Genomic DNA, 26,955 nt, shown 5'->3' on the forward strand with positions numbered 1-26,955 from the left:
CGGGTGGAGTCACCCGGCTGCTCCCGTCGTGCGTGTCCGAAGGGCGTCAGGCCGCCGGTTCGGAGATCTCCGTCCGCCCGCTCGCCATCGTGCGGGGCAGCGTCAGCACGGCCAGGAAACCGAAGACCGCCACCGCGGCGAAGAAGTAGAACCCCCACGGGTGACCGATCCCCGAGGCGACCAGGGCGCCGGTGATCGACGGCCCGACGATCGAGCCGATCCGGCCGATCCCGGACGCCGAGCCCAGCGCCGTGCTCCGCACGGAGGCCGGGTAGAAGTTCGTCACGTAGGCGTAGACGAGCACCTGCGCGGAGAAGACGAACACGCCGGTGAAGAAGACGACGGCGTTGAGCAGCAGATCGCTCTCCATCCTGACGCTCAGGCACGCCAGCATGACCACCGAGACGGCGAACCAGCCCATCGTGGTGCCCTTGATGCCCCGCCGGTCGGCGACGAACCCGCCCAGGACCAGGCCGACGACGCCGCCGATGTTGAGCACGAGGAGCTGGGTGACGGCCGTGGGCACCGGGTATCCGGCGTCGTTCATCAGCTTCGGCAGCCAGGTGTTGAGGCCGTAGACCAGCAGCAGCCCCATGAACGAGGCGACCCAGATGCCGATGCCCGCACGCAGGTACGCCGGCCCCAGCAGCTCGGTGAACGGCACCCGCCGGTCCCCGTCCCGCTTGGCCCGGATGAAGGCCTCCGACTCGGGCAGCTTGAACCACTGGATGACGGCGACCACGAGGCCGACGACGCCGAGCAGGTAGAAGAGGATCTGCCAGTCGTCGGTCACCTGCAGCGCGAGCAGCGAGGTGATCACCGCACCGGTGTGGTAGCCGGTCATCGTCAGTGTGCTGGCCCGCGCCCGGCGGTCGGCCGGCATGTGCTCGGCCATCATCGTGAGCGAGACGGGCATGCAGGCGCCCAGGCCCAGACCGGCGATCAGGCGCAGCGCGGCGAACATCGCGACGGAGTTCGCCAGTGGCACCACGATGGTGAACAGCGAGAACAGCACCACCGAGCCGATGAGCAGGCGGCGGCGCCCCAGCCGGTCGGCCAGTGGACCGACGCAGACCGCGCCGATGGCGACGCCCACGAGCGAGAGCGTGGCGATGGTGGTCGCGTCGCCCGCGGTCATGCCGAGGTGGTGGGTCTTGAGCAGCGTGGGAATGATGGCGCCGAGGACGACGAGGTCGTAGCCCTCCAGCAGGACGGTGATCCAGCAAAGGACCACCGTCCACGTGCTGTTGCCGGCGCGGCCTGTCTGCGCGGGCGCGTCGGACGTGGTGGCGGAAGCCATGGTGACTCTCCCCCCGGGGACGGGTGTGAGTGAGCGGAGCCGGAACGGCCGGGGTGGGCCGGAAGGATCAGAAGGGGTAGTCGGCGATGTCCGGACGTACCGTGACCCACTGGGTCTCGGTGAACGCCTCGACATTGGCCGCGGCGCCGCCGAATCGGGATCCGGTACCGGAGGCCTTGACCCCGCCGAAGGGCGCGTTGGGCTCGTCGTTCACGGTCTGCTCGTTGATGTGGACCTTGCCGGACTCGATCCGGTCGGCGAGCTTCATGGCCGTACCGACGTCGCCGAGGATGCCGACCGACAGCCCGTACTCGCAGTCGTCGACGATCCGCGCGGCCTCCTCGAGCGTGGCGAAGGAGACGACGGGGGCGACGGGGCCGAAGATCTCCTCGCGCCACGCCGGCATGTCGGTCGTCAGACCGGTCAGCACGGTGGCGCGGTAGCCGGCGCCGTCGATCTCGCCGCCCGCGGCGACCTTCGCACCCGCCGCCACGCTGTCGGTGACGATGCCGTGCACGCGCTCCAGTTGACGGCGGTCGATGATCGGGCCCAGCGCCACGTCCTCGCGTGCCGGGTCACCGACCGGCAGCGCCTCGGCCTTCGCGGCGAGCGCGGCGGTGTACTCCTCCACCAGCGACTCGTGCACGATGTGCCGGCCGGTCGTCATGCAGATCTGCCCCTGATGCAGGTAGGAGCCGAACGCCCCCGCCGAGGCGGCCTTCGCCACGTCCGCGCCGGGCAGCACGACCAGCGCGTTGTTCCCGCCCAGTTCGAGGTGGGCCCGCTTCAGCAGCCGTCCGGCCTGCTCGCCGATGGCCCGCCCGACCGGCGTCGAGCCGGTGAAGGAGACGACCCGGACCTCGGGAGCCTCGACGACCGCCCGGCCGACCGAGCCGTCGCCCGGCAGCAGGTGCAGGACGCCGGCGGGGAGGCCGGCCTCCTCGAGAACGCGGGCGATGACGACACCGCCGCTCACCGCGGTGCGCGGGTCCGGCTTGAGCAGCACCGCGTTGCCGAGGGCGAGCGCGGGGGCCACCGAACGCAGACCGAGGATGAGCGGGAAGTTGAAGGGCGCGATCACGCTCACGACACCGGCGGGGCGGCGGCGGGCGAGTGACCAGCGGGCCTCCTCGGAGGTGAGCACCTCGCCCTGGGGATGCGTCGGCAGGCCCGCGCACTCGAAGCACTCGCCCACGGCGAGCCGCACCTCGAAGCGCGCCTTGGCCCGCACCGAGCCCGCCTCGCGCACCAGCCAGTCCTCGACCTCGGCGGCGTGCTCGGTGAAGAGCTCGCCCGCGCGGCGCAGCACGGCCGCCCGCTGCTGCGGGGCGGTCGCCGCCCACTCGCGCTGGGCCTCGGCGGCCCGTGCGGCGGCACGCCCCACATCCGCGGCCGAGGCCAGTCCGACCGCACCGAGCCGGCCGCCGGTCGCCGGCTCGGTCACCGGGTACTCGGTGGGGGAGTCCTGCCAGCCGTCGCTGAAGAACCTCCGGCCCCAGACGTCGCTGTCCAGGAATGTCATCGCTTGCCCTTTCCTCGGGAGTCTTCGGAGTGCTTGCCGGGCCAGGAGGGCGTGGTGAGTGCCGTGTCCACCTGCACCAGACGGGGGTGGTCCGGCCGCTCGGCCAGGACGGCGCGCAGTTCCTCGGCCCCGCCGACGTGCTGGGCGCGGACGCCGTAGCCCTCCGCGATCCGGGTGAAGTCCAGCCCGGGGATGTCCAGCCCGGGTGCGTCCGGCACGCCGAGCAGACCACCGAACCAGCGCAGCGCCCCGTACGTGCCGTTGCGCAGCAGCACGACGGTCAGCGGGACCCGGTGCTGGGCCGCCGTCCACAGGGCGGTGATGCCGTAGTTGGCCGAACCGTCCCCGATCACGCCGACGACCGGGCGGCCGGGCTGGGCCATCGCGACGCCGACCGCGCCGGGCAGTCCGAAGCCGAGCCCGCCGGCCGCCGGGAAGTAGTACGAGCCCTGGCGGCGCAGGTCCATCTGGCGCCACCACGCGGAGTTGGTCGACGTCGACTCGACGACGTACGCCGTGTCCCCGGGCTGTTCGTCGCGCAGCGCGGCGAAGACCTGTTCGGGATGGAGGCCGGGTCCTTCGGCGGACAGCGGCCCGGGCACGGGCCGGTAGGCGCCGGCGGGTGTTCCGGGCCCGTCGAGCGACTTCAGCAGCAGGTCGATGACGGCCCCGGGGTCGGCGACCAGCGCCTCGCCCATCGGCGCCCGCGCGGCGGCCGACGCGTCCTCGGTCACCTGGATCAGCCGGGTGCCGTCGGGCAGATACCGGCCGGGGAGGTGCTCGTGGTAGCGGAAGACCGGCGCGCCCAGCACCAGCACGAGGTCGTGTCCCTCGAAGGCCTGGGAGACCGGCGCGATCCCGGCGGGCAGCACACCCCGGAACTGCGGGTGCCGGTTGGGGAAGGGCAGCCGGAACAGGGAGGGCGCCGCCCACACCGGACCGCCCAGGCGCTCGGCCAGCCGGACGGCGTCGTCGAACCGGTCCGCCGAGTCGATGTCACCGCCCAGCACGAGCGCGGGGCGCCGGGCGGCGGCGACCCGCTCCACGAGCCAGTCGCCCTGCGCGCCGCCGGGCACGGAAGCCCGCAGCACCCGCCGGTCGAGCACGGCCGGGGCGTTGTCGTCGGCCTCGGCCGACCAGTCGTCGTACGGCACGGAGAGATAGGCCGGCCGCCGCTGGAGCCGCGCCTCGAAGACGGCCTGCGCGAGCGCGCGCGGCACGTCCCCGGCGCACGCCGGTTCCGCCGCCCAGCCCACCAGCGGCTTCATCAGCGCCGGGGCGTCGACGCTGGCCAGGTTGGCCTCCGGACCGATCGCGGGCCTCACCTGCTGGCCGGCCACCACCACGAGCGGGGTGCGGGAGGCCACCGCGTTGGTCAGCGCGCCCATCGCGTTGCCCGAACCCGAGGCCGCGTGCAGATTGACCAGGACCGGACGGCCGGTCGCCTGGGCGTAGCCGTCGGCCATACCGACGACGGCGCCCTCGTGCAGACCGAGGACGTAGCGGAAACCGTCGGGCAGCTCGGCCAGGAAAGGCAGCTCGTTGGAGCCCGGATTGCCGAAGACGGTGGTGAGCCCCTGGCGCTCCAGGAAATCGTGGGAGACACGGCGCACGGATGGCACGGACGTTCCTTTCGAAGTGACGCCCGACACGCTAGGCACCCCGCGACATGGGCACCAATAGATGTTTCGGCGGGCCGATATAGAGTCCCTCGATATGGGCACCTTCGATCTCAACCTGGCCCGCGTCTTCGTCCTGCTGTACGAGACCGGCAGCGTCACCGCCACGGCCGAGACGCTCCACGTCACGCAGCCCACCGTCAGCTACAGCCTCGGCAAGCTCCGGCGCCACTTCGACGACGAGCTGTTCCGCCGCAACGGGCGCGGGCTGACCCCCACGGCCGGCGCCCGGCGGCTGTACGAGCCGCTGCAGCGCGCCCTGGCGGAGATCGACGGGACGGTCCGGCAGGGCGACGCCTTCGACCCCGAAACCATGTCGGGCCGCTTCACGATCGCCCTCTCCGACCTCGGCGAGGCGACCCTGCTGCCGAGGCTCGTCGCCGCGGCGCGCGAGCGTGCGCCGGGGGTGTCGTTCACCGTCCGTCCGTTCGACGTGGAGGACGCCGAGAGCCAGTTGCGCCGCGGCGACCTCGACGCGTTCGTCGCCACCCCGGTGATCACCTCGCACCTGACCGTGCGGGTCCCGCTCTTCCGGGAGCGGTACGTCCTCATGGTCGCCGCGGACCATCCGCGCGTCCGGGGTGACGAGGTCACGCTGGGGGACCTCGCGGCCGAGCACCACGCGACGGTCTTCGGGCCGAGCGGGCACGTCGCGCCCCGGGCCGTGCTGGCCGCGCACGGGCTCCTGGAGCGGGTGGCCGTGGACGCCACCCGCTTCTCGATGCTGCCCTACCTGCTGGAGCAGACCGATCTGATCGCCATCGTCCCCGAGTACGTGGGGGAGGTCTTCACCGCCTCCCACCGGGTGCGCCTGGTGCGGCTGCCCTTCGAGACCGAGCCGATCGAGATCGCCCTGTACGCACGCCACGAGTCCTCGCGCAGCCCGGCGCAGCGGTGGCTGGTCCAGTTCCTGGCCCAGGTGCTGGGCGAACAGGTGAGCCCGGCCCAGCTACCGCCGACCGCGGCGGTGACGTAGGCGTCACCCCTTGCGGCCGACCCCGCCGAACATGGCGACCTCGGCGGACGGTTCACCGTCACCGGCGTCGGGACACCAGTGGTTGCAGGAGACCACGCCGGGCGGCAGCAGCTCCAGTCCGTCGAAGAACCGGGCGACCGCGCCCGGGGTGCGCTGGGTCAGCTTCGGCGTACCGTGCTCGTTCCAGAAGGCCACCGCCGCGTCGACGTCGGGCATGTCCGGCCGGGTGATGGTGTGCGACAGGACGAGGTGGCTGCCCCGGGGCAGGGCGTCGACGAGCCGCCGCACGATCCCGTACGCCTCCTCGTCGTCCTCGACGAAGATGACCACGCCGAGCAGCACCAGCGCCACCGGCTCGGTCAGGTCCAGCGTGCGCGAGGCGTGCTCCAGGATGGCGTCGACGTTGCGCAGGTCCTCGTCGAGGTAGTCGGTGCGGCCCTGAGGCGTGCTGGTGAGCAGCGCCTCGGCGTGGGCCAGGACGATCGGGTCGTTGTCGACGTAGACGATGCGGGACTCCGGCGCGATGCGCTGGGCGACCTCGTGGGTGTTGTCCGCCGAGGGCAGGCCGGTGCCGATGTCGAGGAACTGCCGTATGCCGTGCTCACCGACGAGTCGTCGCACCGCGCGGCCCAGGAACCGGCGGTCGGCCAGGGCGTAGTCCCCTATGCCGGGGTGCAGCCGGCGTATCTGGTCGCCGGCCTGCTGGTCGACCGCGTAGTTGTCCTTGCCTCCCAGCCAGTAGTTCCAGATCCGGGCCGTGTGCGGCTGGTCCGTCCTGATCCTGTGACGTGGTTCCTTCATGGCGGGCGACTCGGCCATGGTGGAGTCCTCCGGTCCGGGCGGTGATCACTCAAGGACAAACGTAGCCCCCGGAGTTGGGGGAAGCGAAGGCTCCGGCGAGGTGCGTCGGCACCGGTGGCGGCGAGCGACCGCCGGGTCGTTAGGATCAGCGGCGTGACGGCACCCGAACCCACCATCCTCGCCACCTCGGGCGGGCACCGCACGGGCGGCCGGACCATGGTGGCGTTCGACGCCCTGGTGCACCACGCGGTGGAGCTCTCGGGCGCGCACGGCCGGCGCCCCCGCGTCCTGTACGTCGGCACCGCCATCGGGGACGCCGAACACTTCACCGCCCGCATGACCGAGGCCGCCCGCGTCGCCGGCTTCGACCTGACGCCGCTGCACCTGTTCCCCATGCCCAACGTGGCGGACGTCGAGGAGACCGTGCTCGCCCAGGACGTCGTCTGGGTCATGGGCGGTTCGGTGGCCAACCTGCTGGCCGTCTGGCGCGTCCACGGACTCGACCGCGTCATGCGCCGGGCCTGGGAGGCCGGGGTCGTACTCAGCGGAGTGAGCGCGGGATCCCTGTGCTGGTTCCGGGGCGGCGCCACCGACTCCTTCGGTCCCGAACTGCGCCCGTTCACCGACGCGTTGGGATTCCTGCCCTACGGCAACGGCGTGCACTACGACGTGGACGAGGGCCGCCGCCCGCTGACCCATCGACTCGTCGCCGACGGCACCCTGCCCGCCGCCCACTGCACGGACGACGGCGTCGGCCTCGTCTACCGCGGCACCGAGCTGGTCGAGGCGGTGACGGAGACCGCGGGCAAGGGCGCCTACGTGGTCGTACGCGAGGGCGACACGGCGGTGGAGGAGCGTATCGAGCCGCGGAAGCTGCCCGGCGTGACGCCGTAGTGCGGGCCCGTGCAGACGGGCCGGACCGACGGGAGGCGCTGCCGCGACGGCGGGGAAGAGGCACCTCGAACGCCTGCGCACCCGCGGCGCGCACCACCTCGCCGTCGAGCGCGACCACGAACGCCCCAGGGGACCGTACGTGTTTGCCGACGCGGTCCGGGGCAAGGCGGTGTCCATGAGCGATCCGAACAAGGACACGAACCAGAAGCCCAACACCACACGGACCGCCGAGTCCAAGGCCCGCGACGCCGCGGACAAGGCGACCGCCCCCGCCTCGCGGGCCGGACAGACCGCCGCCGGCAAGGCCGGTGACACGGTGTCAGCGGCCAAGGCCGGCGCCCAGCGTTCGGCCCAGGCCGCGAACGGCGCCGTGCAGTCGGCGGCCAAGGGCGTGGCAGCCGGCCGTCAGGTGGTCGTCGACACCTCGGGACAGGTCGCGGCCACGGCCAGGACGGCGTGGACGGTCATCGCCCAGCGCAAGCTGGTCGCCGCGGGTGTGGGAGCCGGCATCACCGCGCTGAGCGCCGCGTCGTACGCGGTGGGGCGCCGCGCGGGACGCCACACGCACGGCCCCCTCACCCGGCTCACCGGCGGCCGGATCTGACGCCTCCCGGTCGGCTCCGTCCCGGACGCCGACGGGGCGGCCGGATCCGACGCGTCCCGGCCGCCCCGCCCCGGACGACGGCCTCACGGCCCGGCCGGCCGGTGCGCGGGCGGGGCCGGCAGCCGCGGTGCCTTCACCTCGGGCATGGCGTTTCCTCTCCTCCCGCCCCGGCCGGAAGGCCCGGTACCGCCGGTATCGGTCCCCGGACAGGGGAAGATGGGACCGCGAGTGAATGCCGACCGATGCGGAGGAGTGGGCGCATGCAGCACGACCGAGCCGGAAAGCCGGCCGGCCCCGAGGACCTGATCGACGTCGCCCGGCTGGTGACGGCGTACTACGCCCTGCACCCGGACCCGGCCGAGCCGGGGCAGCGCGTGGCCTTCGGCACGTCCGGGCACCGCGGATCGTCCCTGGCGGCGGCGTTCAACGACGACCACATCGCCGCCACCAGCCAGGCCATCTGCGAGTACCGCTCCGGACAGGGCACCGACGGCCCGCTCTTCCTGGGCGCCGACACGCACGCCCTGTCCGAGCCGGCGAGGATCACCGCACTGGAGGTGTTCGCCGCCAACGACGTGACCGTCCTGATCGACACCGCGGACGGCTACACCCCCACCCCGGCGGTTTCCCACGCCATCCTCACCCACAACCGCGCCCGCGCCTCGGGCCTGGCCGACGGAGTGGTCGTCACCCCGTCGCACAACCCGCCCGCCGACGGCGGCTTCAAGTACAACCCGCCGCACGGCGGCCCCGCCGGCTCGGACGCCACCTCCTGGATCCAGGACCGGGCCAACGAGATCATCGCGGCCGGACTGAAGGACGTACGACGCGTCCCCTACGCCCGCGCGCTCGCCGCGCCCGGCACCGGCCGCCACGACTTCCTCTCCGCGTACGTCGGCGACCTGCCGAGCGTCCTGGACCTGGACGCGATCCGGTCGGCGGGCGTGCGGATCGGTGCCGACCCGCTGGGCGGCGCCTCCGTCGCGTACTGGGGCCGCATCGCCGAACAGCACCGCCTCGACCTGACGGTGGTCAACCCGCTCGCCGACCCCACCTGGCGGTTCATGACGCTGGACTGGGACGGGAAGATCCGCATGGACTGCTCGTCGCCGCACGCGATGGCCTCGCTCATCGAGCGGCGTGACCGCTTCACCATCGCCACCGGCAACGACGCGGACGCCGACCGGCACGGCATCGTCACCCCGGACGCCGGGCTGATGAACCCGAACCACTACCTCGCCACCGCCATCGCCTACCTCTACGCCCACCGCACCGACTGGCCCGCCGACGCCGGCGTGGGCAAGACACTGGTGTCCTCCGGCATGATCGACCGCGTCGCCGCGGACCTCGGCCGGCGGCTGGTCGAAGTACCCGTCGGCTTCAAGTGGTTCGTGGACGGACTGGCCGGCGGCACACTCGGCTTCGGTGGCGAGGAGTCCGCCGGGGCGTCCTTCCTGCGCCGGGACGGTTCGGCGTGGACGACGGACAAGGACGGCATCATCCTGGCGCTGCTCGCCTCCGAGATCACCGCCGTCACCGGCAAGACGCCCTCCGAGCACTACGCCGCCCTCACCGCCCGCTTCGGCGAACCCGCCTACGCCCGCATCGACGCCCCCGCGACCCGCGAGGAGAAGGCCCGCCTGGCCAAGCTGTCCCCGGCCCAGGTCGCCGCCGACACCCTCGCCGGGGAGCCGGTCACCGGCGTGCTCACCGAGGCGCCGGGCAACGGCGCGCCCATCGGCGGCATCAAGGTGACCACCGCGAACGCCTGGTTCGCGGCCCGCCCCTCCGGCACCGAGGACGTCTACAAGATCTACGGGGAGTCGTTCCTCGGCCCGGACCACCTCCGGCAGGTGCAGGACGAGGCCAAGCTCGTCGTCCTCGGCGCCCTGGGCGGCTGACGGCCGTACCGGGCCCCCGGCCGGTCGGCGACGACCGGCCCGGGGGAGCGCCGCGGCCAGCCGGCGGTGCTCCCGGTGCTCGGGGCCGTCCCGTGACCACCGCCCGAATCCGCCGAGTCGGGCTTGCGGGGGTCACGACCGGGCGCGATCGTCCCTCGGGTGGGAGCGCCGGGCCCACGCCGGTGTCCAGACCTCGGTGCCGAGGTGAGCGGACGGCCGGGAGGCGAGATAGGCACGCAGGGTGGCCAGCGCGGGGTGCGGGTTGTCGGCGTGCCAGAGCAGGGAGTGCGGGTAGACGGGCGTCGGGTCGCGCAGCGGGATGCGCCGCAGATCGTGGACGGCGGGCCAGACCAGAGGGGTCCGCTCGCTGAGGAAGGTCGCGATGGTCGAGGACTCGGCGATCGTGTCGAGGAGCCCCTCGACACCGAAGTTGGGGCCGATCGCGTCGATGGTGAGCCCGAACTCAACGGCGAGCGCGTCGTAGTAGGCCGACCACTCGGTGCCGGGGACGTTCCCGGGCATCCAGATGCGATGACCGCTGACCTGGGCCGGGGTCACCGCCGGGGACTTCGCGAACTCGTGGGCGGGCCCGACGAAGAGCTGGAGCGGCTCGTCGAAGACGGGCGTGGCCTCGACGCCGTCGGGGAGGGTGCTTCCCGGCATGGTGACGCAGCGGAAGGACGCGTCGATGGCCCCGGAGCGGATGGCGGTGGCGGCCGCGTCCGCGTTCGCTTCGAAGAGGATGACGACGTCGAGGTCGACCTCGGGACGGGCGCGGTGGAAGTCGCGCAGCACCCCGGCCATGGCGGACCGCCTGCCGATCACGTCGACCCGCAGTGGACGCCGCCCGGGCCGTACCGAGGCCGCGGCCCGCTCCGCGGCGTCGAGGAGGGCGCGCGCGTGCGGGAGGAAGGCCTGCCCGTCGACGGTGAGCCGGGCCCCGCGCGCGGTGCGGGTGAACAACGGCACACCGAGGTCCTTCTCCAGTGCGGCGATGCGTTTGGAGACGGCCTGCTGGGTGATCGCCAGCTCGTCGGCGGCGACCTGGAACTGCCCCGCCTCCGCGGCGGCCACGAAGGTGCGTACGGCGATGAGGTCCACGGCGGCCACCCTACGAGTACAACCGTTGGTTGTGGGAGAGGGGGGCGGAAGCTCTTGTGCGACCGCGGGCGGCCACGGCACCGGGATCCGGCAGACGCGGGAGCCGAAATCAGGTGCGCCGTCCGGGCGGCCGTGTCAGGCTCCGCCGGTGGACCGACAGAGGATCTCCGGACTCGCCACCACCCCACCGAGCCGGACGGCGCGCGGGCGCTCGAGGCGGCCACCACCCACCGCGACGAGTGGCTGCGGGTCCACCGCGACACGATGGGCTTCCTCTGCCTCGTCCTGCGTCCGACGGGCGGCTGGGTGGCACGAGCACGGAGTTCTGGTGATCGGACGGGCGTTCTCTGATGTTTCCCGGATTTTGGGGGTAGACGGGCTGGCGTAACGGTCAAGGCTCAGGAAGAGGGCGGATCGGATGGACGGGGCTGCCCACAGTGGGGACCGGCTGAGAAACGAGCTGGTCAGGGTTTCGGCGCAGTACGAGGGCAGGCCCGGTGACATCGCCCGGGGCCGTGAGCTGGCTCGGGGGTTCCTGGCGCGGGTGCGGGCGGCGCAGGGCCTCCCGGTGTCCGACCGCGCGACGGATGTGGTGCAACTGGTGGTCAGCGAACTGCTGACGAACGCCTGCAAATACGCGCCCGGCCCCTCATTGGTCGATCTCGAGCTGGCAGACGACCGGGTGGAGGTCACGGTGTGGGACAGCGATCCGGTGCTGCCGGTGGCCGAGACGGCGGACCCGGGCCGGGTCGGCCGGCACGGGCTGGAGATAGTCAGGGCCGTCTGCCAGAGCTTCGAGGTGCGCCGGGAGCCGGTCGGCAAGCGCATGAGGGCCGCGGTGAGGCTCGTCGACGCGTGAACGGCTCGGCGGCCGAACGCCGCTCACGTACGGCGGGCCCCGGTCCCGGGTCCGGAGCCGGGTCGGCGGCGGCCGGCGCCGGGGCACTCCGCCGGCCTCAGCTCCTCGCGGGCGGACCACCACCGCGCGCGGCCTCGGGCCGGGCCGGACGCCCGCCACGCGCGGAGCAGGACGCGACCGGTTCGCGGCCCGGAGCCGCGCTCAGGGCCGCACCGCTTCCGCGTCGATCACCTCGGCCGGCTTCGGCGGCCGGATGTCCAGCGGAGCGTCGAAGTCGGCGAAGGACGTGGCCGTGTCGTACTCGGCGTCCTTGTACACCGCCTTGAGCAGGTACGGCTTGCCCTCCGTGGCGACGTAGAAGGTGTACGTCCCGCCCTTGTCCCCCTCGTCGGTCACGGTCAGTTCGACCGCCTCCCGGTCACCGACGCGGGTGTTCTTCCCCTTCTTCGCCGTCCCGAAGGACTCGAAGGGACGCGTGCAGGACGAGAGCCCGTCACCGGGCTGTGCCGCGTCGGCGGGCTTCTTGATCCACAGCCGCTGCTCGCCGGTGACGTCGCCGGGTTTCCGGTTCTCCAGATAGGCGCGGTCGGGACGGACGTAGTCGGTCTCGCCTATCCGGATCTGCTCGAGGGTGCCGCCCCGGGAGAACGTGGTCTTCGCGGTGCACCGGCTGTCGAGGTCGGTCACGAGCCGGACGGTGACCGTGCCGCCCTTCGCCGCGGTGCTGGTGGAGTCGACCCGCACGGACTTCAGCGCCCGCATCGCGGCGTTGGCGTCCTCGAGCATGTCGTCGGCGGACTCGTGCCCGCCGGAGTCACCGCCGCCGCACCCCGCCACGAGAGCCCCGGCCAGCAGGCAGGTCAGCACGGCCGACGCCGTGGTGGTGGTCTTCGTCCGCACGCAACCCTCCAGGTACAAGATCGGCACCCGAGCCTACCCGACCTCCCTCCTTCGGCCCTGAGAAGCGGTTCGTCCCCGCCCGCTGAGGGAACCTGGCGGGATGGACGGCATCGGAAGGCTGTGAGCGTCGTGACATCACGCTGGGCGGGCCACCGGGAGGGAGACGGGTCGGGCGGTGCCCCGGCACCCGACTTCGCCCGGGCCGTCCTGCACGCTCTCGGCGCCGGTGTCCTCACCCTCGACCCCTCCGCGCGCATCACCTCGGTGAACCCCTGGGCCGAGCACCTGCTTGGCAGGCCGGCGCGGGACATGATCGGACACGACGCGCACGACCTCCTGCACCGGCACGCCGACGGCAGCCCCGTGCCGCGCGAACGATGCGCCCTGCGCAGCCCGCTGTACGGAGCGCTCTCCGAGGAGGGCAGCGAGGAGTACTTCCAGCGGGCGGACGGCACCACGGTACCGATCATCTGGGCCGCCACGCCGCTGGTCAGGGACGGCCGGCCGGAAGGGCTGGTGCTGGTCTTCCACGACTTCAGCCTGCACCGCACCGCCGCCGAGGAGACCGAGGCGCGCACCGCCGCCCTGGAGGCACTCACCGCCCAACTGCACCTGGTGGCCGAGATCTCCACCGTACTGATCCCCACCGAGCACACCTCCGCCACCCTCCGCCGTCTCCTGCGGCTGCTGGTGCCGGAGCTGGGTCAGTGGGCCGCGGTCGACGTCTACCAGGGCCGGTCGGACGTCCTGGAGCGGGTCGCGGTGCGCAGCAGCGCACACCCGCACCGGGCGGGACGGCTGAGAGGGCCGGTGACCTCGCTGCCGGACGCGGCCCGCGCCGCGCTGACCCGGCTGATCAACAGCGACCGCCCCGTCCCGCTGAGCGCCGAGGACCTGTTGCGGCACCAGCACAACCCCCTCGCCGCCACCCACCGGGTGCTCTTCGAACGGCTCGGCGGACATTCGGCCGTCGTCGTCCCGCTCCGCACCCGGCAACGGTCGTACGGGACGCTGACCGTGGCACGCGCGGGGGACCACCCCGCCCACAGCGAGGCCGAGGTCGCCCTGCTGGCCGACATCGGCCGTCGCGTCGGACTGGTCCTGGACAACGCCCGGCTCTACCACGAGCAGCAGAACGTCGCCGAGACCATGCAACGCCAGTTGCTGACCCCCCTTCCGCAGGTCGACCACATCCGTATGGCCGCCCGGTACTGGCCCGCCGAAAGCGCCATGGAGGTGGGCGGCGACTGGTACGACGCCTTTCTGCTCGCCGACGGTGTCACGGCCCTGGTCATCGGGGACGTGGTCGGACACGACCTCCAGGCCGCCGCCCACATGGCCGAGGTGCGCAACATGCTGCGCGCCCTCGCCTGGGACCACCGGGAGCCGCCCAGCGTGATCATGCGGCGTCTCGACGAGGCCGTGACCAACACCAGCGACGCCCCCATGGCCACGCTCGTCTTCGCCCGCGTGGAAGGCCCCGAAGGCGGTCCCTGGCGGTTCCACTGGGTCAACGCCGGCCACCCACCGCCCCTGCTGATCACCCGGGAGGGGGAAACCCGCTTCCTGGAAGGCGGCCACGGCCCGCTCATCGGCATGAGCGCCACCCTGCGCCTCGGACTGAGCTGGCCCGACGCGCGTGAGGAGCTCCCGCCGGAGAGCATCCTCCTGCTCTACACCGACGGCCTGGTGGAGAGCCGCGACCGCCCGATCGACCTCGGCATGGCCAAGCTCCGCCACCACGCCGGCGTCCTGGCCCGTCGGCTGGGGGAGCGGACCATCGACGAGTACTGCGACGAGCTGCTCGACCGCATCACGCCCCGCGGCGACGACGTCGCCCTGCTCGCCCTGCGCCTGCCCGCCGCCGGCGTCGGCGCCCCCGGGGACACCGCGCCGCCCCCACCTGCCCAGTCCCCGCGCAGCGAGGCCACGCCCGACCGGGCCGCCCCCGGCTCGCGTCGCCAGCAGCCCGAGGTTGCCGACCCGGCGCACGTCGATGCGGACGAGTAGCGCGGAGGGCGGGGGCGACACCGTCCACGTGGCCACGTGTCCCGCCCCGCGCCTTCCGTACCCGTCCGGCCGCCTGCTGGGTGCGGAAGAGACGGGCGTGCGTTCGACTACTGGGGGGATGCCGCGGCGTCACCCACCCACCGGCCCGCCGCACGGCCGGGCCCCGACCCACGGAGGGCGCATGCCCATCTGCACCACCCGCGACGGCGTGGACATCTTCTACAAGGACTGGGGCCGGGGCCGTCCGGTCGTGTTCATCCACGGCTGGCCGCTGAACGGCGACGCCTGGCAGGACCAGCTCAAGGCGGTGGCCGACGCGGGTTACCGCGGCATCGCCCACGACCGCCGCGGCCACGGCCGTTCCACGCCGGTCTACGACGGCTACGACTTCGACACCTTCGCCGACGACCTGAACGATCTGATCACCGGCCTCGACCTGCGCGACGTCACTCTCGTCGCGCACTCCATGGGCGGCGGTGAACTAGCCCGCTACATCGGCCGGCACGGCACCGAGCGGGTCCGTTCCGCGGTGCTCCTGTCCGCGATCACGCCGCTGATGCTGCGGGGGCCGGACAACCCCGAGGGCGTTCCCCAGTCGGTGTTCGACGGCCTCAAGGCCGGCATCCTCGAGGAGCGCTCACAGTTCTGGCAGGACACCGCGGTCGGCTTCTTCTCCGCCGACGACGGCGGCGACAAGGTCACGCAGGGAAACAAGGACGCCTTCTGGTACATGGCGATGGCCCAGACCGTCCAGGGCGGCGTCGACTGCGTGGACGCGTTCGGCACCACGGACTTCCACGAGGACCTCGAGAAGTTCGACGTCCCCACCCTCGTCGTCCACGGCGACGACGACCGGATCGTCCCCATCGACGCCACGGGCCGCAAGGTCGCCCGGCTCGTGGCGGGCGCGGAGCTGAAGGTCTACGAGGGGGCCTCCCACGGCATCGCCATGGTGCCCGGCGACAAGGAGAGGTTCAACGCGGACCTCCTGGCGTTCCTGGAGAAGTAACCCCGGTCCGAAGAAGCGGCCTGTAGGTTCGCGCCGCCGGTGTCATTGCGGACCGCGGTGACCTGCTGCTTGTGCTGCTGTCTCACCGGATGTCCCGCGGTTTCCGTCTCACTTCGGTGGCATTTCCTCACGCGGCTTCGCCCTGCCGGGCTTCGTCGGGACTCCAGGTCTGGTCGAACCAGGTGATGAAGTCCTTCACGGTTCCGATGCGGGCGATTCTCTCTGAATGGCGCGCTGGTGGTGGCCGGGGAGGAAGTCGCCTCGGCTGCTGGGTTTGCCGCATCCGCGGTTGCACTCGCGGTTGCCCAGGGGAGCCGAAGTAGGTGATGGGGTTCTGCTGCGTGCCGTTCGGGGTCGGCTTGCCGACGTAGTGGTCGTGGACGGGGTAGGGCCACCAACCGTCGTGAACGCCGACTTGACGTCAGCCTGTACACCAAATCCTATCCCCTCCCTGGCAGTTGCTCGCCTGCGCCGGCGGGTTCCTCGACTACCTCCAGCCGCTATTCGATCCCGCCCACATCCGCTCGGGCTGTCTGGCGGCACCCGGCAAGGATGGTCAGCGGCAACGCCCCGAGGGCCGGGGAGAGTTCGCTGCTCTGGGGGCCGAACGGTCCGCGTAGCGGGCGCCGTCCCCGCGACCGCCGGCCCCGACACCACGACCGCGTGGCCGGAGGTGGCCGCCGCCGGCTCCATCAGTGCCTCGCTGCTCGGCCTGCCGCCGGCCCGGGACCGTTCCTCACGTTCCCGTATGAGGTGGAAGAGCGTGTGGTCGAGGCCGACGGCGAGGCCGATCATCCGGATCACGTTGGTGCCGACCCCGGCGTCCGGGGAGACGTGCGAGACCACCGTCGACAGGCCGATCGCCGCCGCGATCGACGACAACGGCAGCGGCAGCAGCGGCAGCAGCGGCATCACGGCCATCACGGCCGAACCGAAGACGATCAGGAGGGTGACCAGCGTGACCGGAAGCGTGATGTTCTCGGAGAGCGCCAGGTCGTCGGCGCGCTGCCGGTCGACCCCCTTGCAGACGGACGGGCTCCCGGTCTCCTCCAGCAGCAGCCGGGGATGGGCCTTCTGGACGACCGCCGTCTGCGCGAGCAGCGCGTCCGCCTTGTCCTTCGCGGCCCGCTCCTCACCCTTCAGCGCCACCTCGACCATCAGGATCCGGCGGTCACCCGACCACAGCGGGGCCGCCACGTCCGCGACCTCGGGCAGCGCCTCCATCCGGACCGTCAGATCGCGTGCCGCCGCTTCGGCGGCACGCCCGTCCGTGACACCCGAACGGGCGGATATCAGCACCTGCTCGGTGGATCCGCGTTCCAGACCGCCCTCGGCCGCCAAGGCCTCGGCCCGCCAGGCCTCACCGACACGGTAGTCCGCCGTATCGGCGCTGTTGGTGCCGACGGCCGCACCGGCCGCAGGCACAGCACGACGCACACGAGCCGGCCGGCGATCGCCCGCCAGGGGTGCCGGGCGCTCCAGCGCGCCATGCGCACAGTCATCGATTTCATGCCCGAAACCTCCGCCGACCAGGGCAGTTGGCGGACAGAGGCGTCCGGTTGAACCTGCCGTCCACCGCTCGGTGGACCCGGGGGCGGGGGACAACCCCCGGCTCGGGGAGGGGCGAGCCCTCGTACGGTCAGCACGTCCGCGGGCTCCCCGGGCCGGGCGGACGTTCACCCGGCTGAGCGCCTTGAGTGGTGCGAGACGGAAGGCTGGCTGACGGTAATTCACGTCGGGGCCGGGTCCCCTTAGCTGACGAAGCACCAGCTACCCGGTCGTGACGGAAGGAATCTCAGATGCGTTCTGCTCGCATGCTCCTGACCACAGCGGCGGCCTCGGCCGTCCTCGTCCTCGGTGCTCCCGGCGCCTACGCGGCGACCGGGGGCGACTGGGACCACGACGACTCTTCCTACAGCAAGGAGCACGACAACGGAGGCAAGCACGAGGAGCCGCGCGGCGGGATGCACACGGGTGGTGGCGCCCTGACCGCGGTGAGCGAGGGTGACTGGGAGGGGGGCTCGAAGCAGGGCTCGGAGACCCGCAAGCAGGACGAGGGTGAGAAGTCCTGGGGCGGCGAGCACGAGAAGCCGCGCGGTGGCATGCACACCGGAGGCGGCGGGCTGGACGAGCCGGCCACGACCGCGGCCGGCCTGGCCGTCCTGGGCGTCGCCGCGACCGGTCTGTACGCCGTCCGACGCAGGAAGTCGGCTCACGGAGTGGCGTGAGCCGTGCCGGGCGCGATAGCAGTCGGGCCGCCACCCACGCACCGCGTGGCGGCCCGGCTCGCTCCCGCCCACCCCGTCCGCCCGTGTCGCAGTGAGGTGGTCCTCAGATGGCAGTTCCCCCTTCTCCCCCCGCGGACGGCGAGCCGGCGCCGACCGGGTCCCGCTCGGGCATGACGGTGCTGCTGGCCGTGGCCCTCCTGATCCTGGCGATGAGCCTGATCGGCGGCAACGACACCTCGGCCGACTCCGCCCGGCCACCGCTCGCCGCCCAGCCTGGCGCGTCGGCCCCGTCCGCCCCGTCCGCCCCGTCGGCCTCGTCGGCCCCGTCAGCCCTGTCGGCCCCGTCGGCCGCCGGCCGGCCCGCGGCGGACCTGCCGCGGTCGAAGCCGGTGCGCCTGCTCATCCCGGAGATTTCCGTCGACGCCCCCTTCACCGACCTCGCCATCGGTGCGAACGGACAGCTCCAGGCCCCGCCGCCCGACGACACCAACCTCGTCGGCTGGTACGCCAAGGGCGCGTCCCCCGGGGAGGAGGGCACCTCGATCATCGCCGGGCACGTGGACACGAAGACGTCCGCCGCCGTCTTCGCGCGCCTCGGCCAGTTGGAGGAGGGCGACGTCTTCCACGTGGAGAGGGCCGACGGACGCAAGGTGTCGTTCGAGGTCGACAGCCTGGAGACCTTCGACAAGGACGACTTCCCCAGCAAACGCGTGTACGGCGACGCGGACCGGGCCGAGGTACGGCTGATCACCTGCGCGGGCGACTACGACCGGAAGGCCAAGGACTACACGGACAACCTGGTGGTCTTCGCGCACCTCACCTGAGTCCCGCGCAGCGTCCCGGACCGCGCGGTCACCCACGCAGTGCATACGAGTCGCGCGCCCGCCGGGCCGGGCACAGGATCGAGGGACGCCGGCGTCCCAGCACCGCGGCCGACGTTCAGTTCCGCTCCCGCGAAGGAGATGTGCGCAGGATGACCATCACGTCCCCACCTGCTTCCGAACCGCTGACGCGGCAGGCGTCGCACCATGTCTCCCAGTCCGTGTTCGACGGCTCCAGGCTCCGGGTCGTCCTGCTGGTGGAGGTCTACGACGGAGCCCAGCAGCAGTTCCTCGAGACGTACGAGCAACTGCGCAGCCACGTGGAGTCCGTTCCCGGACACCTCGGCGAGCAACTGTGCCAGTCCATCGAGAACCCCTCCCAGTGGCTCATCACCAGCGAGTGGGAGAGCGCCCCGCCCTTTCTGAACTGGGTGAGCAGCGAAGAACACGTGCGGATGGTGAAGCCGCTGCACAGTTGTGTCCGGGACACCAGGTCACTGCGCTTCCACGTCGTCCGCGAGACGGGGCACCCGGGGGCGGGCGCCGGGACCGCCCGGGGCGGGCTCCAGACGTCGCCCCGGATCGGTGACGGTGTGATCCGGCACGCGCTCACCTTCACGGTGAAGCCGGGCAGCGAGGACGCGGTCGGCAAGATCCTCGCCGACTACGCCTCGCCCGAGCCGCGCGTCGACGACACCACACGGCTGTGCCGCACCTCCCTGTTCCTGCACGGCAACCGGGTGGTGCGGGCCATCGAGGTGCGCGGGGACCTGCTCGCGGCCCTGCGGCACGTGGCGGAGCAGCCCGAGGTGCGGGCCGTCGAGGAGGCCATCAACCCGTACCTGGAGCAGGTCCGGGACCTGGGCGACCCGGAGTCCGCCCGGGTGTTCTACACGCGGGCGGCACTGCCCGCCGTCCACCACGTGACCGCGGGCGAGGAGGACCCGGCGGCGCGGCGGCAGGCGTTGTCGTACCCGGCCCGGCCGGGCTGCGGCATGCGGCTGGCCCGGCTGCTCGCCGACCGCGACGAGGCGGCGGCGGACGACCCGCACAGCCCGGTCCTGTGCAGCACGATCTTCCAGCGCGACGACGTCGTGGTGCGGATGGTCGACGTACGAGGCCGTCTCGACGCCGGTGACCCGTCGGTGTCCCTCGGCCTCACGGACCCCGCACAGGTGGCCGAGCTGACGACCCTCCTGGACGGCCCGGCCGGTACGGCCGGACCCGCTCCGGCGGGCGGCGACCTCACCCGGGCGCTCGGGGGCGCCCGCATGGAGCTCGTCACCGACCGCCGCTCGCCCGGCGCCTGATCCGCCCCTCCACGGCGCGCACACGTCGGCCGCCGGACCGCTGGGTGCGCGGTCCGGCGGCCGACGTGTGCCGTCTCCCGGTCAGCTCATCCGGGCACGGTGCAGTCGAACGCGTGCAGGTAGGGGTTGACCGGGCGGATGTCGTCGATGACGAAGCCCGCGTCGGTCAGCCGTCCGACCATGCTGCCGGTGGTGTGCTTCGCGCCGCCGACGTTGAGGAGGAGCAGCAGGTCCATGGCGGTGCTGAACCGCATCGAGGGTGTGTCGTCGACGAGGTTCTCGATGACGACGACCCGGGCCCCGGGGCCGCCCGCCGCCATGACGTTGCGCAGGGCACGGGCGGTGCTGTCGTCGTCCCACTCCAGGATGTTCTTGATGATGTAGACATCGGCCCGGACGGGGACGGCCACCCGGCAGTCGCCCGGCACGATCCGCACCCGGTCCGCGAGCGACCCGCCCTCGCGCAGCCGCGGGTCGGCGTTCTCCACCACCCGTGGCAGGTCCAGCAGGGTGCCGCGCATCGACGGGTACTTCTCCAGCAGGCTCGCCACCACGTGCCCCTGGCCGCCGCCGATGTCCGCCACCGACGTGCTCCCCGACAGGTCGAGGAGGGCCGCGACGTCTCGGGCCGACTGCCGGCTGGAGGTGGTCATGGCGCGGTTGAAGACCTCGGCCGATTCGGGAGCGTCCTCGTTGAGGTAGGTGAAGAACTCCTTGCCGTACAGGCCTTCGACGACGTTGTGGCCGGTGCGCACCGCCTCGTCGAGCCGGGGCCACGCGTCCCAGGTCCACGGCTCGGTGCACCACAGGGTGATGTAGCGCAGGCTGTGCGGGTCGTCCTCCCGCAGCAGCAGGGACATGTCGGTGTGCGTGAAGGTCCCGTCCTTCCGCTCGGCGAAGACGCCGTAGCAGGTCAGGGCGCGCAGCAGCCGGCGCAGCGGCCTGGGTTCGGTCTTCACGGCGGCCGCCAGGTCCTCCACGGCCATGGGCGTGTCGCCGAGCGCGTCGGCGACACCGAGCCGGGCGGCCGCGCGGAGGGCGGCGGCACATGCCGCCCCGAACACGAGCTCCCTCAGCCGCATGGGCGGTGGCGGGGCGGTCTGTGCGGTGGTCATGTGCCGCTTTCCCTCCTGCTTCGGTCCACGGTCGGTTGCGGCCGGCCGGTCAGCACAGCCCCGCGGGCTTGGAGGCGCCGCAGGTGTTGCCTTCGAAGGTGTTGCTCTTGGCCGTGTCGCCGGTCTCGGTGTTGACGAGGTCGGCGGGGGCGTTGTCGCGCAGCCTGTTGCCGTTGATCTCGTTCTTCTCGCCGGCGATGCCCACCATGCTCTTGAACAGGACGATGCCGCCCGACAGCGGGGACTTGCCGGAGTTGCCCTCGACCGTGTTGTTCGCGACCAGGACCTTCTCGGTGCCGGTCAGCACGATGCCGGAGCCCTGGAGCGCGGGCAGCCGGTCGGTCTTCGGGCAGGACTTGTTGTTGCGCACGACGTAGTTGTCGCGCACGACCAGGTCACCGGCCTTGGGCTTGTTCTCGTCACCGACGACGAACACGCCGGCGCAGTTGCCGCCGATGTAGTTCTCCGCCACGGCGAGGTTGCGCAGGCGGCGGACGGTGACGCCGATCCGGTTGCCCTCGACCCGGTTGTGTTCGACGACCGTGCCCTGGGTGTCCGCGGCGCCTTCCTCGGCCTGGATGGTGTTGGCGAGGAAGATGCCGGCGTCGCCGTTGTCAAGGGCGGTGTTGTCCCGGAAGGTGCCGTGGACCGACCGCTCCTGGGCGATGCCCCAGACGCCGTTCTTCACCGCCGTCACCTTGCGCACGGTGAGCCCGTCGGTGGCCACGGCGAACAGACCGGTGCGCTTGAAGCCGGTCACCGTCAGGTTGGCGACGGTGATGCCCTTGACGTTCTTGCCCTTCGTCCCGACCACGCAGATGCCGTTGCCGTCCTCGGCACAGGTGTTGTCGGTGGCCTTCTCCATGCTCGGCTTGATGACCGTGCCGCGGCCCATGCCGCGCAGGGTGAGTCCGGGCGTGCTCACCTCGACGCTTTCGCGGTAGGTGCCGGGGGTGACGAGCACGGTGTCGCCGGGGGCGGCAGCGTCCACCGCGTTCTGGATCGACTGGCCGGGACGGACGACGTAGGTCATGTGGCCGGCGGAGGCCGGAGCCGCACCGAGCCCCGTTCCGATCATCGCTGCGGTACACACCAGGTATACGACATGGCATTTCTTCATATTCGGAACGTTATGCCCGGAAGATTCGCGCACGGGATGGATAAGCCATCCGACGGCGTGTCATGAACGGACGCTGAACCGGTGGTTCTCGGGCAGACGACGTAAGTGATCTTCATGTCGGCCGCAGGGAGGAATGACCGTCGTGCCCATGCCTGAACGCCGCCCGCGCCCCGGACGCGCCGGGCGCCGCTTCGACCTCCGCACCACGGCCCTGTACTTCGGACTCGCCGCCGTCGGCCTGTGCATCGTGGGATGGACGGTGCGGATGGCGTTCGACGTCGCGGAACGGCGTCCCGCCTGGGCCGTGGTCCTGGTGCTCGGGGCGGCGGTGGCAGTCGTCGTCCGCCGGCGCGGGAGAGCCGGGTTCTCGGCGTCGAGGCTGGCGCGCCGCACCACGGGTGCCCTGGAGGAGGCCACGGCGACGGCCCTGGACGCACTGGAGGAGGAGCCGGCCGCCATGCCGGAGGCGGACGAGGCGCGCGGCCTCGACGTCCCCGTCCCCGTCCCCGCCTCGGCCGCGGTAGCGGTCGCCGGTTACGAGGCGCTCGATGCCGACGAGTTCGAGCAGGCGATAGCCGATCTCTGCGTGCGGGACGGCTGCGCCGGGGTGGAGGTCGTGGGTGGCGCGGGCGACCTGGGCGCGGACGTGGTGGCGGTGGCTCCCGACGGCCGGCGCGTCGTCATCCAGTGCAAGTGCTACGGCGACGGCAACAAGGTCGGCTCCCAGGACCTGCAGCGGTTCGGCGGTACCTGTTTCACCGTCCACGAGGCCGACGTCGCGGTCGTCGTCACCAGCAGCGACTTCACCGCACCGGCCGTCGAGTACGCCGAGCAGTGCGGGATAGTCTGCGTGGACGAGGGCCGACTGCGTGCCTGGAGCGAGGGCTCGGGGCCGGCGCCCTGGACTGCGAGTCACCCCGCGGGGGAGCGGACCGGGCCCTCGGACCGGGCCTCCCAGTGAGCTGCCCGGGGCCTCCGCGCCCCGCCGTCCGACGGGGCAGAGCGGATTTCCCGCCGTCCGGTGGCAACCTGAAGAGCATGGGCAAGACCGCGCTGATCGTCATCGACATGATCAACACCTACGATCACGAGGACGCCGACTCGCTGATCCCCGCCGTGGAGTCCGTGCTGGCGGCGCAGACCGGCCTGCTGGAGCGGGCACGGCGGCAGGGCGTCCCCGTGATCTACGTCAACGACAATTTCGGCGAGTGGCGTTCGCACCACGGTGAGATCCTCGACAAGGCCCTCTCGGGACCGCACGCCCGCCTCGTCGAGCCGCTGCGACCCGACGAAGCCTCTCTCTTCGTCGTCAAGGCACGCCACTCGATCTTCTACGAGACCCCGTTGACGTATCTGCTCCACGAGCAGGGCATCGACCGGCTCGTGCTGTGCGGGCAGGTGACCGAACAGTGTGTGCTCTACTCGGCGCTCGACGCCCACATCCGCCACCTGCAGGTCATCGTTCCGCGCGACGCGGTCGCCCACATCCACGCCGACCTCGCGGACGCCGCGCTGCGCATGATGCAGCGGAACATGGGCGCCCGGGTGTGCGACAGCGGCGAGTTGTGGACCTGAGGCCCTCCGCGACACGGCACGCGGACCCGGGCACCCGGCCTGTGCCGGCCGCGCGGCCGCGATCGCCGAGCGCGGCCTGGCACCCGCCAAGCGGGAGACCGACCCGAACGGTGTACGCAACCCCGGCATGGTGGGGGCCGCCGCGCCCGACACCGCCGGCAGGCTGACCGGCGGGTTCGGCAGGCGCGTGGCGTCGAGGACGCCGTCTCCCACGGCGAGCCCGGAATGACGCAGCAGCCGCTCGGCGGCGACCGGGGACGCCTCCGGACCGCCCTCGCCGTCGCCGAGGGAGCAGGCGAGGAGGAAGGGGACGTCGCCGTCGGGGAACCCCCGCCCGCCTCTCACCCGACCGGCGGACGTCCGCGCGGTTCTTCACACGAACAAGGGGCGTGCGCGCTCGGTACCGCGACAACCGGCCGCGGATGTCGTCGAAGTGCCGGTGCCCGGCCGCCCCCGCGGCTTCCGCGTCACCCGCCCGGACGGCGTCGACCATCCTGGCGGGCCTCCGGGCCGACTCCGCAACGCAGGCCGCCGTGCCGAGGCCCCGCGCGTCGACCCTGCGGCCGTCCCGGACCGCCTGGCCTCCGAGACGGCCGTGGACAGCCCGCGCCACGTACGGTCGGCGACCCGACCCGGGCGGTGCGCCCGCGCACCAGGCTCTCTCCCTCCGCCGGCAAGCGGTGGTTCGAATGCTCCGACTGGCGCAACGGGCGGTGGTCGCCGCGGCACATCCCCGTCACGTGGGGTAACAGTCTCAGTATGATCTGTAGACGAAAAGCTCATAAGAGCGACGTGCGCAGTTCGCGGGGCCGCAGGATCCGGACCGCCGCGGTGGTCCTGTTCGCCGCGACCGCACTGGGTACGACCACCGAAGCCGCGGCCGCGCAGTCGGCCCCTTCACGCACCGACTGGGACGCCATCGCCGCGTGCGAATCCGGCGGCAACTGGAAGGCGAACACCGGCAACGGCTACTACGGCGGCCTGCAGTTCGCCCAGTCGAGCTGGATCGCGGCCGGCGGTCTCAAGTACGCCCCGCGCGCCGACCTCGCCACCCGCGGGGAGCAGATCGCCGTGGCCAGGCGCCTGGCCCGCATGCAGGGAATGTCGGCCTGGGGCTGCGCCTGATGTTCCCGCCCGGCGGGGCCGGGCAGAAGTAGTCATGTGAGCCGCCCGGCCGCACCAGGCGAAGGAGGGCCCGGCAGCCATGAGACCTCTTCCCGCAAGCAGCCGTCTGGACCCGCGCGCACGGCTCGGCGACATGATCTTCTCCAAGGTCGCGGGGCCGGAGGGGCCGGACAACCACGCCCGCATCCACGGCACACCGGGCCCACGCTGGTTCGGCCCGGAGCGGCCGATCAGGCGGGTGCACGGGGACGCCTCGATGTTCATCGGGGGCCTGACCGCCCTGCTGCTCCAGTCCCTCCATCCCCTGGCCATGGCCGCCGTCGCCGCGCACTCCGGATTCCGCGGGGACCCCTGGGGCCGGCTGCAGCGGACCAGTACCTTCCTGGCCGTCACCACCTACGGACCGGCCGACAGCGCGCGGGAGGCGTGCGAGCGGGTCCGGGCCGTGCACGACAGCGTGCGCGGCACCACCGCGGAGGGGCAGGCGTACGCCGCCGCGGATCCGCACCTGCTCTGCTGGGTGCACGTCGCCGAGGTCGACAGCTTCCTGCGCGCCCACCAGCGCTACGGCGCCCGGCCCCTCGACGACGATGCGTGCGACGGGTACGTGGCCGACACGGCACGCATCGCCACCGCGCTCGGCGTCCCGGACCCGCCCGTGGACCGCGCCGGACTCGCGGAGCGGCTGGCGGCCTATCGCGGGGAACTGCGCGCGACCGGCGAGGCGCGGAGCACCGCCCGGTTCCTGCTCCTGAATCCGCCCGTTCCGCTGCTCGCACGTCTTCCGTACGCGGTCGTCGCCGCCAACGCGGTCTCGCTCCTGCCGGGTTGGGCCTCGCGCGCCCTGTGGCTGCCGCGCGTTCCTCCGGCGGAGGGTGTGTGCGTACGCCCGCTCGGCGTGGCCGTGACCGCGGGGATCCGCTGGGCGCTGCGCCCGCCCCGCGACGCGGCGTAGTCCCGGGCCCGCTCTTCGCCGGTCGGCCGGGTCGTCGACGGCCGGGGTCGTCAGGCACCCGGCCCCGGATCCGGCCGCGCCGCCGTGTGGATGCCGGCCCGGGCCGCTTCCAACTGGGCGGCGAACGCGATGCCGAGGAAGAGCGCCACGGCGGTGAGGTTCGCCCACAGCAGCAGTGCGATGAAAGCGGTGAGCGGGCCGTAGACGGCGCCGAAGGCGCCGCTGTGCCCGACGTACAGCGCGAGCAGCCAGGTCGCCGAGACCCACAGCACGAGGTGGACCGCCGAGCCGAAGGCCAGCCAGGTGTAGCCGGGCTGGTCGCGGCGGGGCGACCAGCGCAGGATCACCGCCGAGGCGACCCAGGCCAGCAGCAGTCCCGCCGGTACCTCCAGCACGCCCCACCACCCGGTGCCGCCGTCCCGGTCGCCGAAGGTGCGGGCCACCGCGTCCCCGACGGCCTCGCCGGCGACGAGCACGAGGAACCCCAGCACCATGGGCAGGCCGGCGGTGAGCGCGAGCACCAGGGCCCGCGCGTACTTGCGGGGGAGGGGCCGGTCGCGCTCGATGCCGTAGATGCGGTTGGCGCCGCGCTCGATCTGGCCCATGGCCGAGGCGAGGTTCAGTACGGCGAACGCCAGGCCCAGCCACAGCGCGAGCGTGCTCCACGCGTCGCTGCCGGCGCTGCGCCGGGTGCCCTCGAAGGCCTTCTCCACGACGTCGGCACTGGCGCCCGGCACGATCCGGCCGAGGGTGAGCTCGATGACCCGTCCCACACCTTCGGTGTGCACCGACGTGGCGAGGCCGACGAGCACGATGGTGAACGGGACCAGGCCCAGCACCACCTGGAAGGCGAGGGCCCGCGCGTTGGTGAAGCCGTCCGCGTAGCGGAACCGGGTGAAGGAGTCGGTCAGCAGCCGCAGGCCGCCGTACCGGCGCAGGGCGGTCAGGGCTTCGTCGCCGGAGAGTTCGTCTCCGAGCATGTCCCGGGTCTGCGGGACGTGGACGGCGGTTCCCACGGTGCGGCTGCTCCTCGGGTCGGGCGGGTGTGGCGGAGGTCCTCCACCCGTGCGCATGCCCCGTGAACGAGCCGGCAGCGCGGGCGGGACGACCTCGTAACTCGACGGGGTCGCCGTGTTGACCCGGGTAACCC

Annotated in this window: 23 protein-coding genes and 2 pseudogenes; 14 read left to right on the forward strand and 11 right to left on the reverse strand. The window is 72.6% G+C overall.

The window, feature by feature from the left end:
- Window positions 1-46: 46 nt before the first annotated feature.
- The 3 genes from B1H29_RS34420 to mdlC all read right to left on the reverse strand — a co-directional run bounded on the left by B1H29_RS34420 (window position 47) and on the right by mdlC (window position 4,444).
- A complete protein-coding gene (locus B1H29_RS34420; RefSeq protein ID WP_055420223.1) occupies window positions 47-1,300 on the reverse strand; it encodes an MFS transporter in 1,254 nt (417 codons plus the stop codon).
- Between the two features lie 67 nt (window positions 1,301-1,367).
- Window positions 1,368-2,822: a benzaldehyde dehydrogenase gene (locus tag B1H29_RS34425; protein WP_055420222.1), complete on the reverse strand. Its 1,455-nt coding sequence runs from the start codon at window positions 2,820-2,822 to the stop codon at window positions 1,368-1,370.
- Window positions 2,819-4,444, reverse strand: coding sequence for a benzoylformate decarboxylase (gene mdlC / locus B1H29_RS34430; protein ID WP_055420221.1), 1,626 nt, complete (start codon window positions 4,442-4,444; stop codon window positions 2,819-2,821). The genes B1H29_RS34425 and mdlC overlap by 4 nt, the downstream gene beginning before the upstream one ends.
- Window positions 4,445-4,538: 94 nt before the next feature.
- Between mdlC and B1H29_RS34435 the strand changes: the two genes are divergently transcribed.
- Window positions 4,539-5,477 carry a LysR family transcriptional regulator gene (locus B1H29_RS34435; RefSeq protein ID WP_055420220.1) on the forward strand — a complete coding sequence of 313 codons (939 nt, stop codon included), beginning with the start codon at window positions 4,539-4,541 and terminating at the stop codon, window positions 5,475-5,477.
- A 3-nt stretch (window positions 5,478-5,480) separates the two neighbouring features.
- Here B1H29_RS34435 and B1H29_RS34440 read toward each other — a convergent pair whose 3' ends face one another.
- Window positions 5,481-6,296 (reverse strand): SAM-dependent methyltransferase, encoded by an 816-nt coding sequence (locus B1H29_RS34440; RefSeq protein ID WP_107095340.1) that lies wholly within the window; start codon window positions 6,294-6,296, stop codon window positions 5,481-5,483.
- Window positions 6,297-6,431: 135 nt separating this feature from the next.
- Between B1H29_RS34440 and B1H29_RS34445 the strand changes: the two genes are divergently transcribed.
- The 3 genes from B1H29_RS34445 (at window position 6,432) to pgm (ending at window position 9,677) form a co-directional block, all read left to right on the forward strand.
- Window positions 6,432-7,172: a peptidase E gene (locus B1H29_RS34445; RefSeq protein ID WP_055420219.1), complete on the forward strand. Its 741-nt coding sequence runs from the start codon at window positions 6,432-6,434 to the stop codon at window positions 7,170-7,172.
- 175 nt (window positions 7,173-7,347) lie between these two features.
- Entirely contained in the window at window positions 7,348-7,776 is a 429-nt protein-coding gene (locus B1H29_RS34450) for a hypothetical protein (RefSeq protein ID WP_199832405.1), read from the forward strand.
- Between the two features lie 260 nt (window positions 7,777-8,036).
- On the forward strand, window positions 8,037-9,677 hold the full coding sequence (gene pgm, locus B1H29_RS34455) for a phosphoglucomutase (alpha-D-glucose-1,6-bisphosphate-dependent) (protein WP_055420217.1): 1,641 nt from the start codon (window positions 8,037-8,039) through the stop codon (window positions 9,675-9,677).
- Between the two features lie 132 nt (window positions 9,678-9,809).
- Here pgm and B1H29_RS34460 read toward each other — a convergent pair whose 3' ends face one another.
- Complete coding sequence (locus tag B1H29_RS34460) at window positions 9,810-10,778, reverse strand: LysR family transcriptional regulator (protein WP_055420216.1); 969 nt, start codon at window positions 10,776-10,778, stop codon at window positions 9,810-9,812.
- 418 nt (window positions 10,779-11,196) lie between these two features.
- Between B1H29_RS34460 and B1H29_RS34470 the strand changes: the two genes are divergently transcribed.
- Complete coding sequence (locus tag B1H29_RS34470) at window positions 11,197-11,637, forward strand: ATP-binding protein (protein ID WP_055420215.1); 441 nt, start codon at window positions 11,197-11,199, stop codon at window positions 11,635-11,637.
- Between the two features lie 201 nt (window positions 11,638-11,838).
- Here B1H29_RS34470 and B1H29_RS34475 read toward each other — a convergent pair whose 3' ends face one another.
- On the reverse strand, window positions 11,839-12,537 hold the full coding sequence (locus B1H29_RS34475) for a LolA family protein (protein ID WP_055420879.1): 699 nt from the start codon (window positions 12,535-12,537) through the stop codon (window positions 11,839-11,841).
- A 129-nt stretch (window positions 12,538-12,666) separates the two neighbouring features.
- Between B1H29_RS34475 and B1H29_RS34480 the strand changes: the two genes are divergently transcribed.
- On the forward strand, window positions 12,667-14,547 hold the full coding sequence (locus B1H29_RS34480) for a SpoIIE family protein phosphatase (RefSeq protein WP_167392575.1): 1,881 nt from the start codon (window positions 12,667-12,669) through the stop codon (window positions 14,545-14,547).
- 181 nt (window positions 14,548-14,728) lie between these two features.
- Window positions 14,729-15,556 (forward strand): alpha/beta fold hydrolase, encoded by an 828-nt coding sequence (locus B1H29_RS34485; RefSeq protein WP_055420214.1) that lies wholly within the window; start codon window positions 14,729-14,731, stop codon window positions 15,554-15,556.
- Window positions 15,557-16,192: 636 nt separating this feature from the next.
- Here B1H29_RS34485 and B1H29_RS34495 read toward each other — a convergent pair.
- Window positions 16,193-17,067: pseudogene (locus B1H29_RS34495) on the reverse strand (MMPL family transporter); the annotation flags it as partial.
- 288 nt (window positions 17,068-17,355) lie between these two features.
- Between B1H29_RS34495 and B1H29_RS34500 the strand changes: the two are divergent.
- The 3 genes from B1H29_RS34500 (at window position 17,356) to B1H29_RS34510 (ending at window position 19,915) form a co-directional block, all read left to right on the forward strand.
- A complete protein-coding gene (locus B1H29_RS34500; RefSeq protein ID WP_055420213.1) occupies window positions 17,356-17,784 on the forward strand; it encodes a hypothetical protein in 429 nt (142 codons plus the stop codon).
- A 107-nt stretch (window positions 17,785-17,891) separates the two neighbouring features.
- Window positions 17,892-18,608, forward strand: a complete 717-nt coding sequence (locus tag B1H29_RS34505) for a class F sortase (RefSeq protein ID WP_055420212.1) — start codon at window positions 17,892-17,894, stop codon at window positions 18,606-18,608.
- Window positions 18,609-18,757: 149 nt separating this feature from the next.
- Window positions 18,758-19,915, forward strand: coding sequence for a SchA/CurD-like domain-containing protein (locus tag B1H29_RS34510; RefSeq protein ID WP_055420211.1), 1,158 nt, complete (start codon window positions 18,758-18,760; stop codon window positions 19,913-19,915).
- 86 nt (window positions 19,916-20,001) lie between these two features.
- Here the strand turns inward: B1H29_RS34510 and B1H29_RS34515 are convergent, their stop codons facing one another.
- Window positions 20,002-21,030: a methyltransferase gene (locus B1H29_RS34515; protein WP_055420210.1), complete on the reverse strand. Its 1,029-nt coding sequence runs from the start codon at window positions 21,028-21,030 to the stop codon at window positions 20,002-20,004.
- A gap of 49 nt (window positions 21,031-21,079) precedes the next feature.
- Complete coding sequence (locus tag B1H29_RS34520; protein WP_055420209.1) at window positions 21,080-22,150, reverse strand: right-handed parallel beta-helix repeat-containing protein; 1,071 nt, start codon at window positions 22,148-22,150, stop codon at window positions 21,080-21,082.
- A 142-nt stretch (window positions 22,151-22,292) separates the two neighbouring features.
- On the opposite strand from B1H29_RS34520, the gene B1H29_RS34525 reads away from it, so the two are divergent.
- Together B1H29_RS34525 and B1H29_RS34530 are read left to right on the forward strand one after the other, a co-directional pair.
- Window positions 22,293-23,111, forward strand: a complete 819-nt coding sequence (locus B1H29_RS34525; RefSeq protein ID WP_055420877.1) for a restriction endonuclease — start codon at window positions 22,293-22,295, stop codon at window positions 23,109-23,111.
- A 77-nt stretch (window positions 23,112-23,188) separates the two neighbouring features.
- Window positions 23,189-23,725, forward strand: coding sequence for an isochorismatase family cysteine hydrolase (locus B1H29_RS34530; protein WP_055420208.1), 537 nt, complete (start codon window positions 23,189-23,191; stop codon window positions 23,723-23,725).
- Between the two features lie 171 nt (window positions 23,726-23,896).
- Here the strand turns inward: B1H29_RS34530 and B1H29_RS39665 are convergent.
- A pseudogene (locus B1H29_RS39665) lies at window positions 23,897-24,070 on the reverse strand (DUF5949 family protein); the annotation flags it as partial.
- A 414-nt stretch (window positions 24,071-24,484) separates the two neighbouring features.
- Between B1H29_RS39665 and B1H29_RS34540 the strand changes: the two are divergent.
- Window positions 24,485-24,850 carry a transglycosylase family protein gene (locus B1H29_RS34540; RefSeq protein WP_055420207.1) on the forward strand — a complete coding sequence of 122 codons (366 nt, stop codon included), beginning with the start codon at window positions 24,485-24,487 and terminating at the stop codon, window positions 24,848-24,850.
- Between the two features lie 79 nt (window positions 24,851-24,929).
- Window positions 24,930-25,805 (forward strand): oxygenase MpaB family protein, encoded by an 876-nt coding sequence (locus B1H29_RS34545; protein WP_055420206.1) that lies wholly within the window; start codon window positions 24,930-24,932, stop codon window positions 25,803-25,805.
- Window positions 25,806-25,855: 50 nt separating this feature from the next.
- On the opposite strand, the gene B1H29_RS34550 is transcribed toward B1H29_RS34545, so the two are convergent.
- On the reverse strand, window positions 25,856-26,821 hold the full coding sequence (locus tag B1H29_RS34550; protein WP_055420205.1) for a YihY/virulence factor BrkB family protein: 966 nt from the start codon (window positions 26,819-26,821) through the stop codon (window positions 25,856-25,858).
- Window positions 26,822-26,955: the final 134 nt, after the last annotated feature.

Source organism: Streptomyces pactum, from assembly GCF_002005225.1.
GTDB classification, from domain to species: domain Bacteria; phylum Actinomycetota; class Actinomycetes; order Streptomycetales; family Streptomycetaceae; genus Streptomyces; species Streptomyces pactum_A.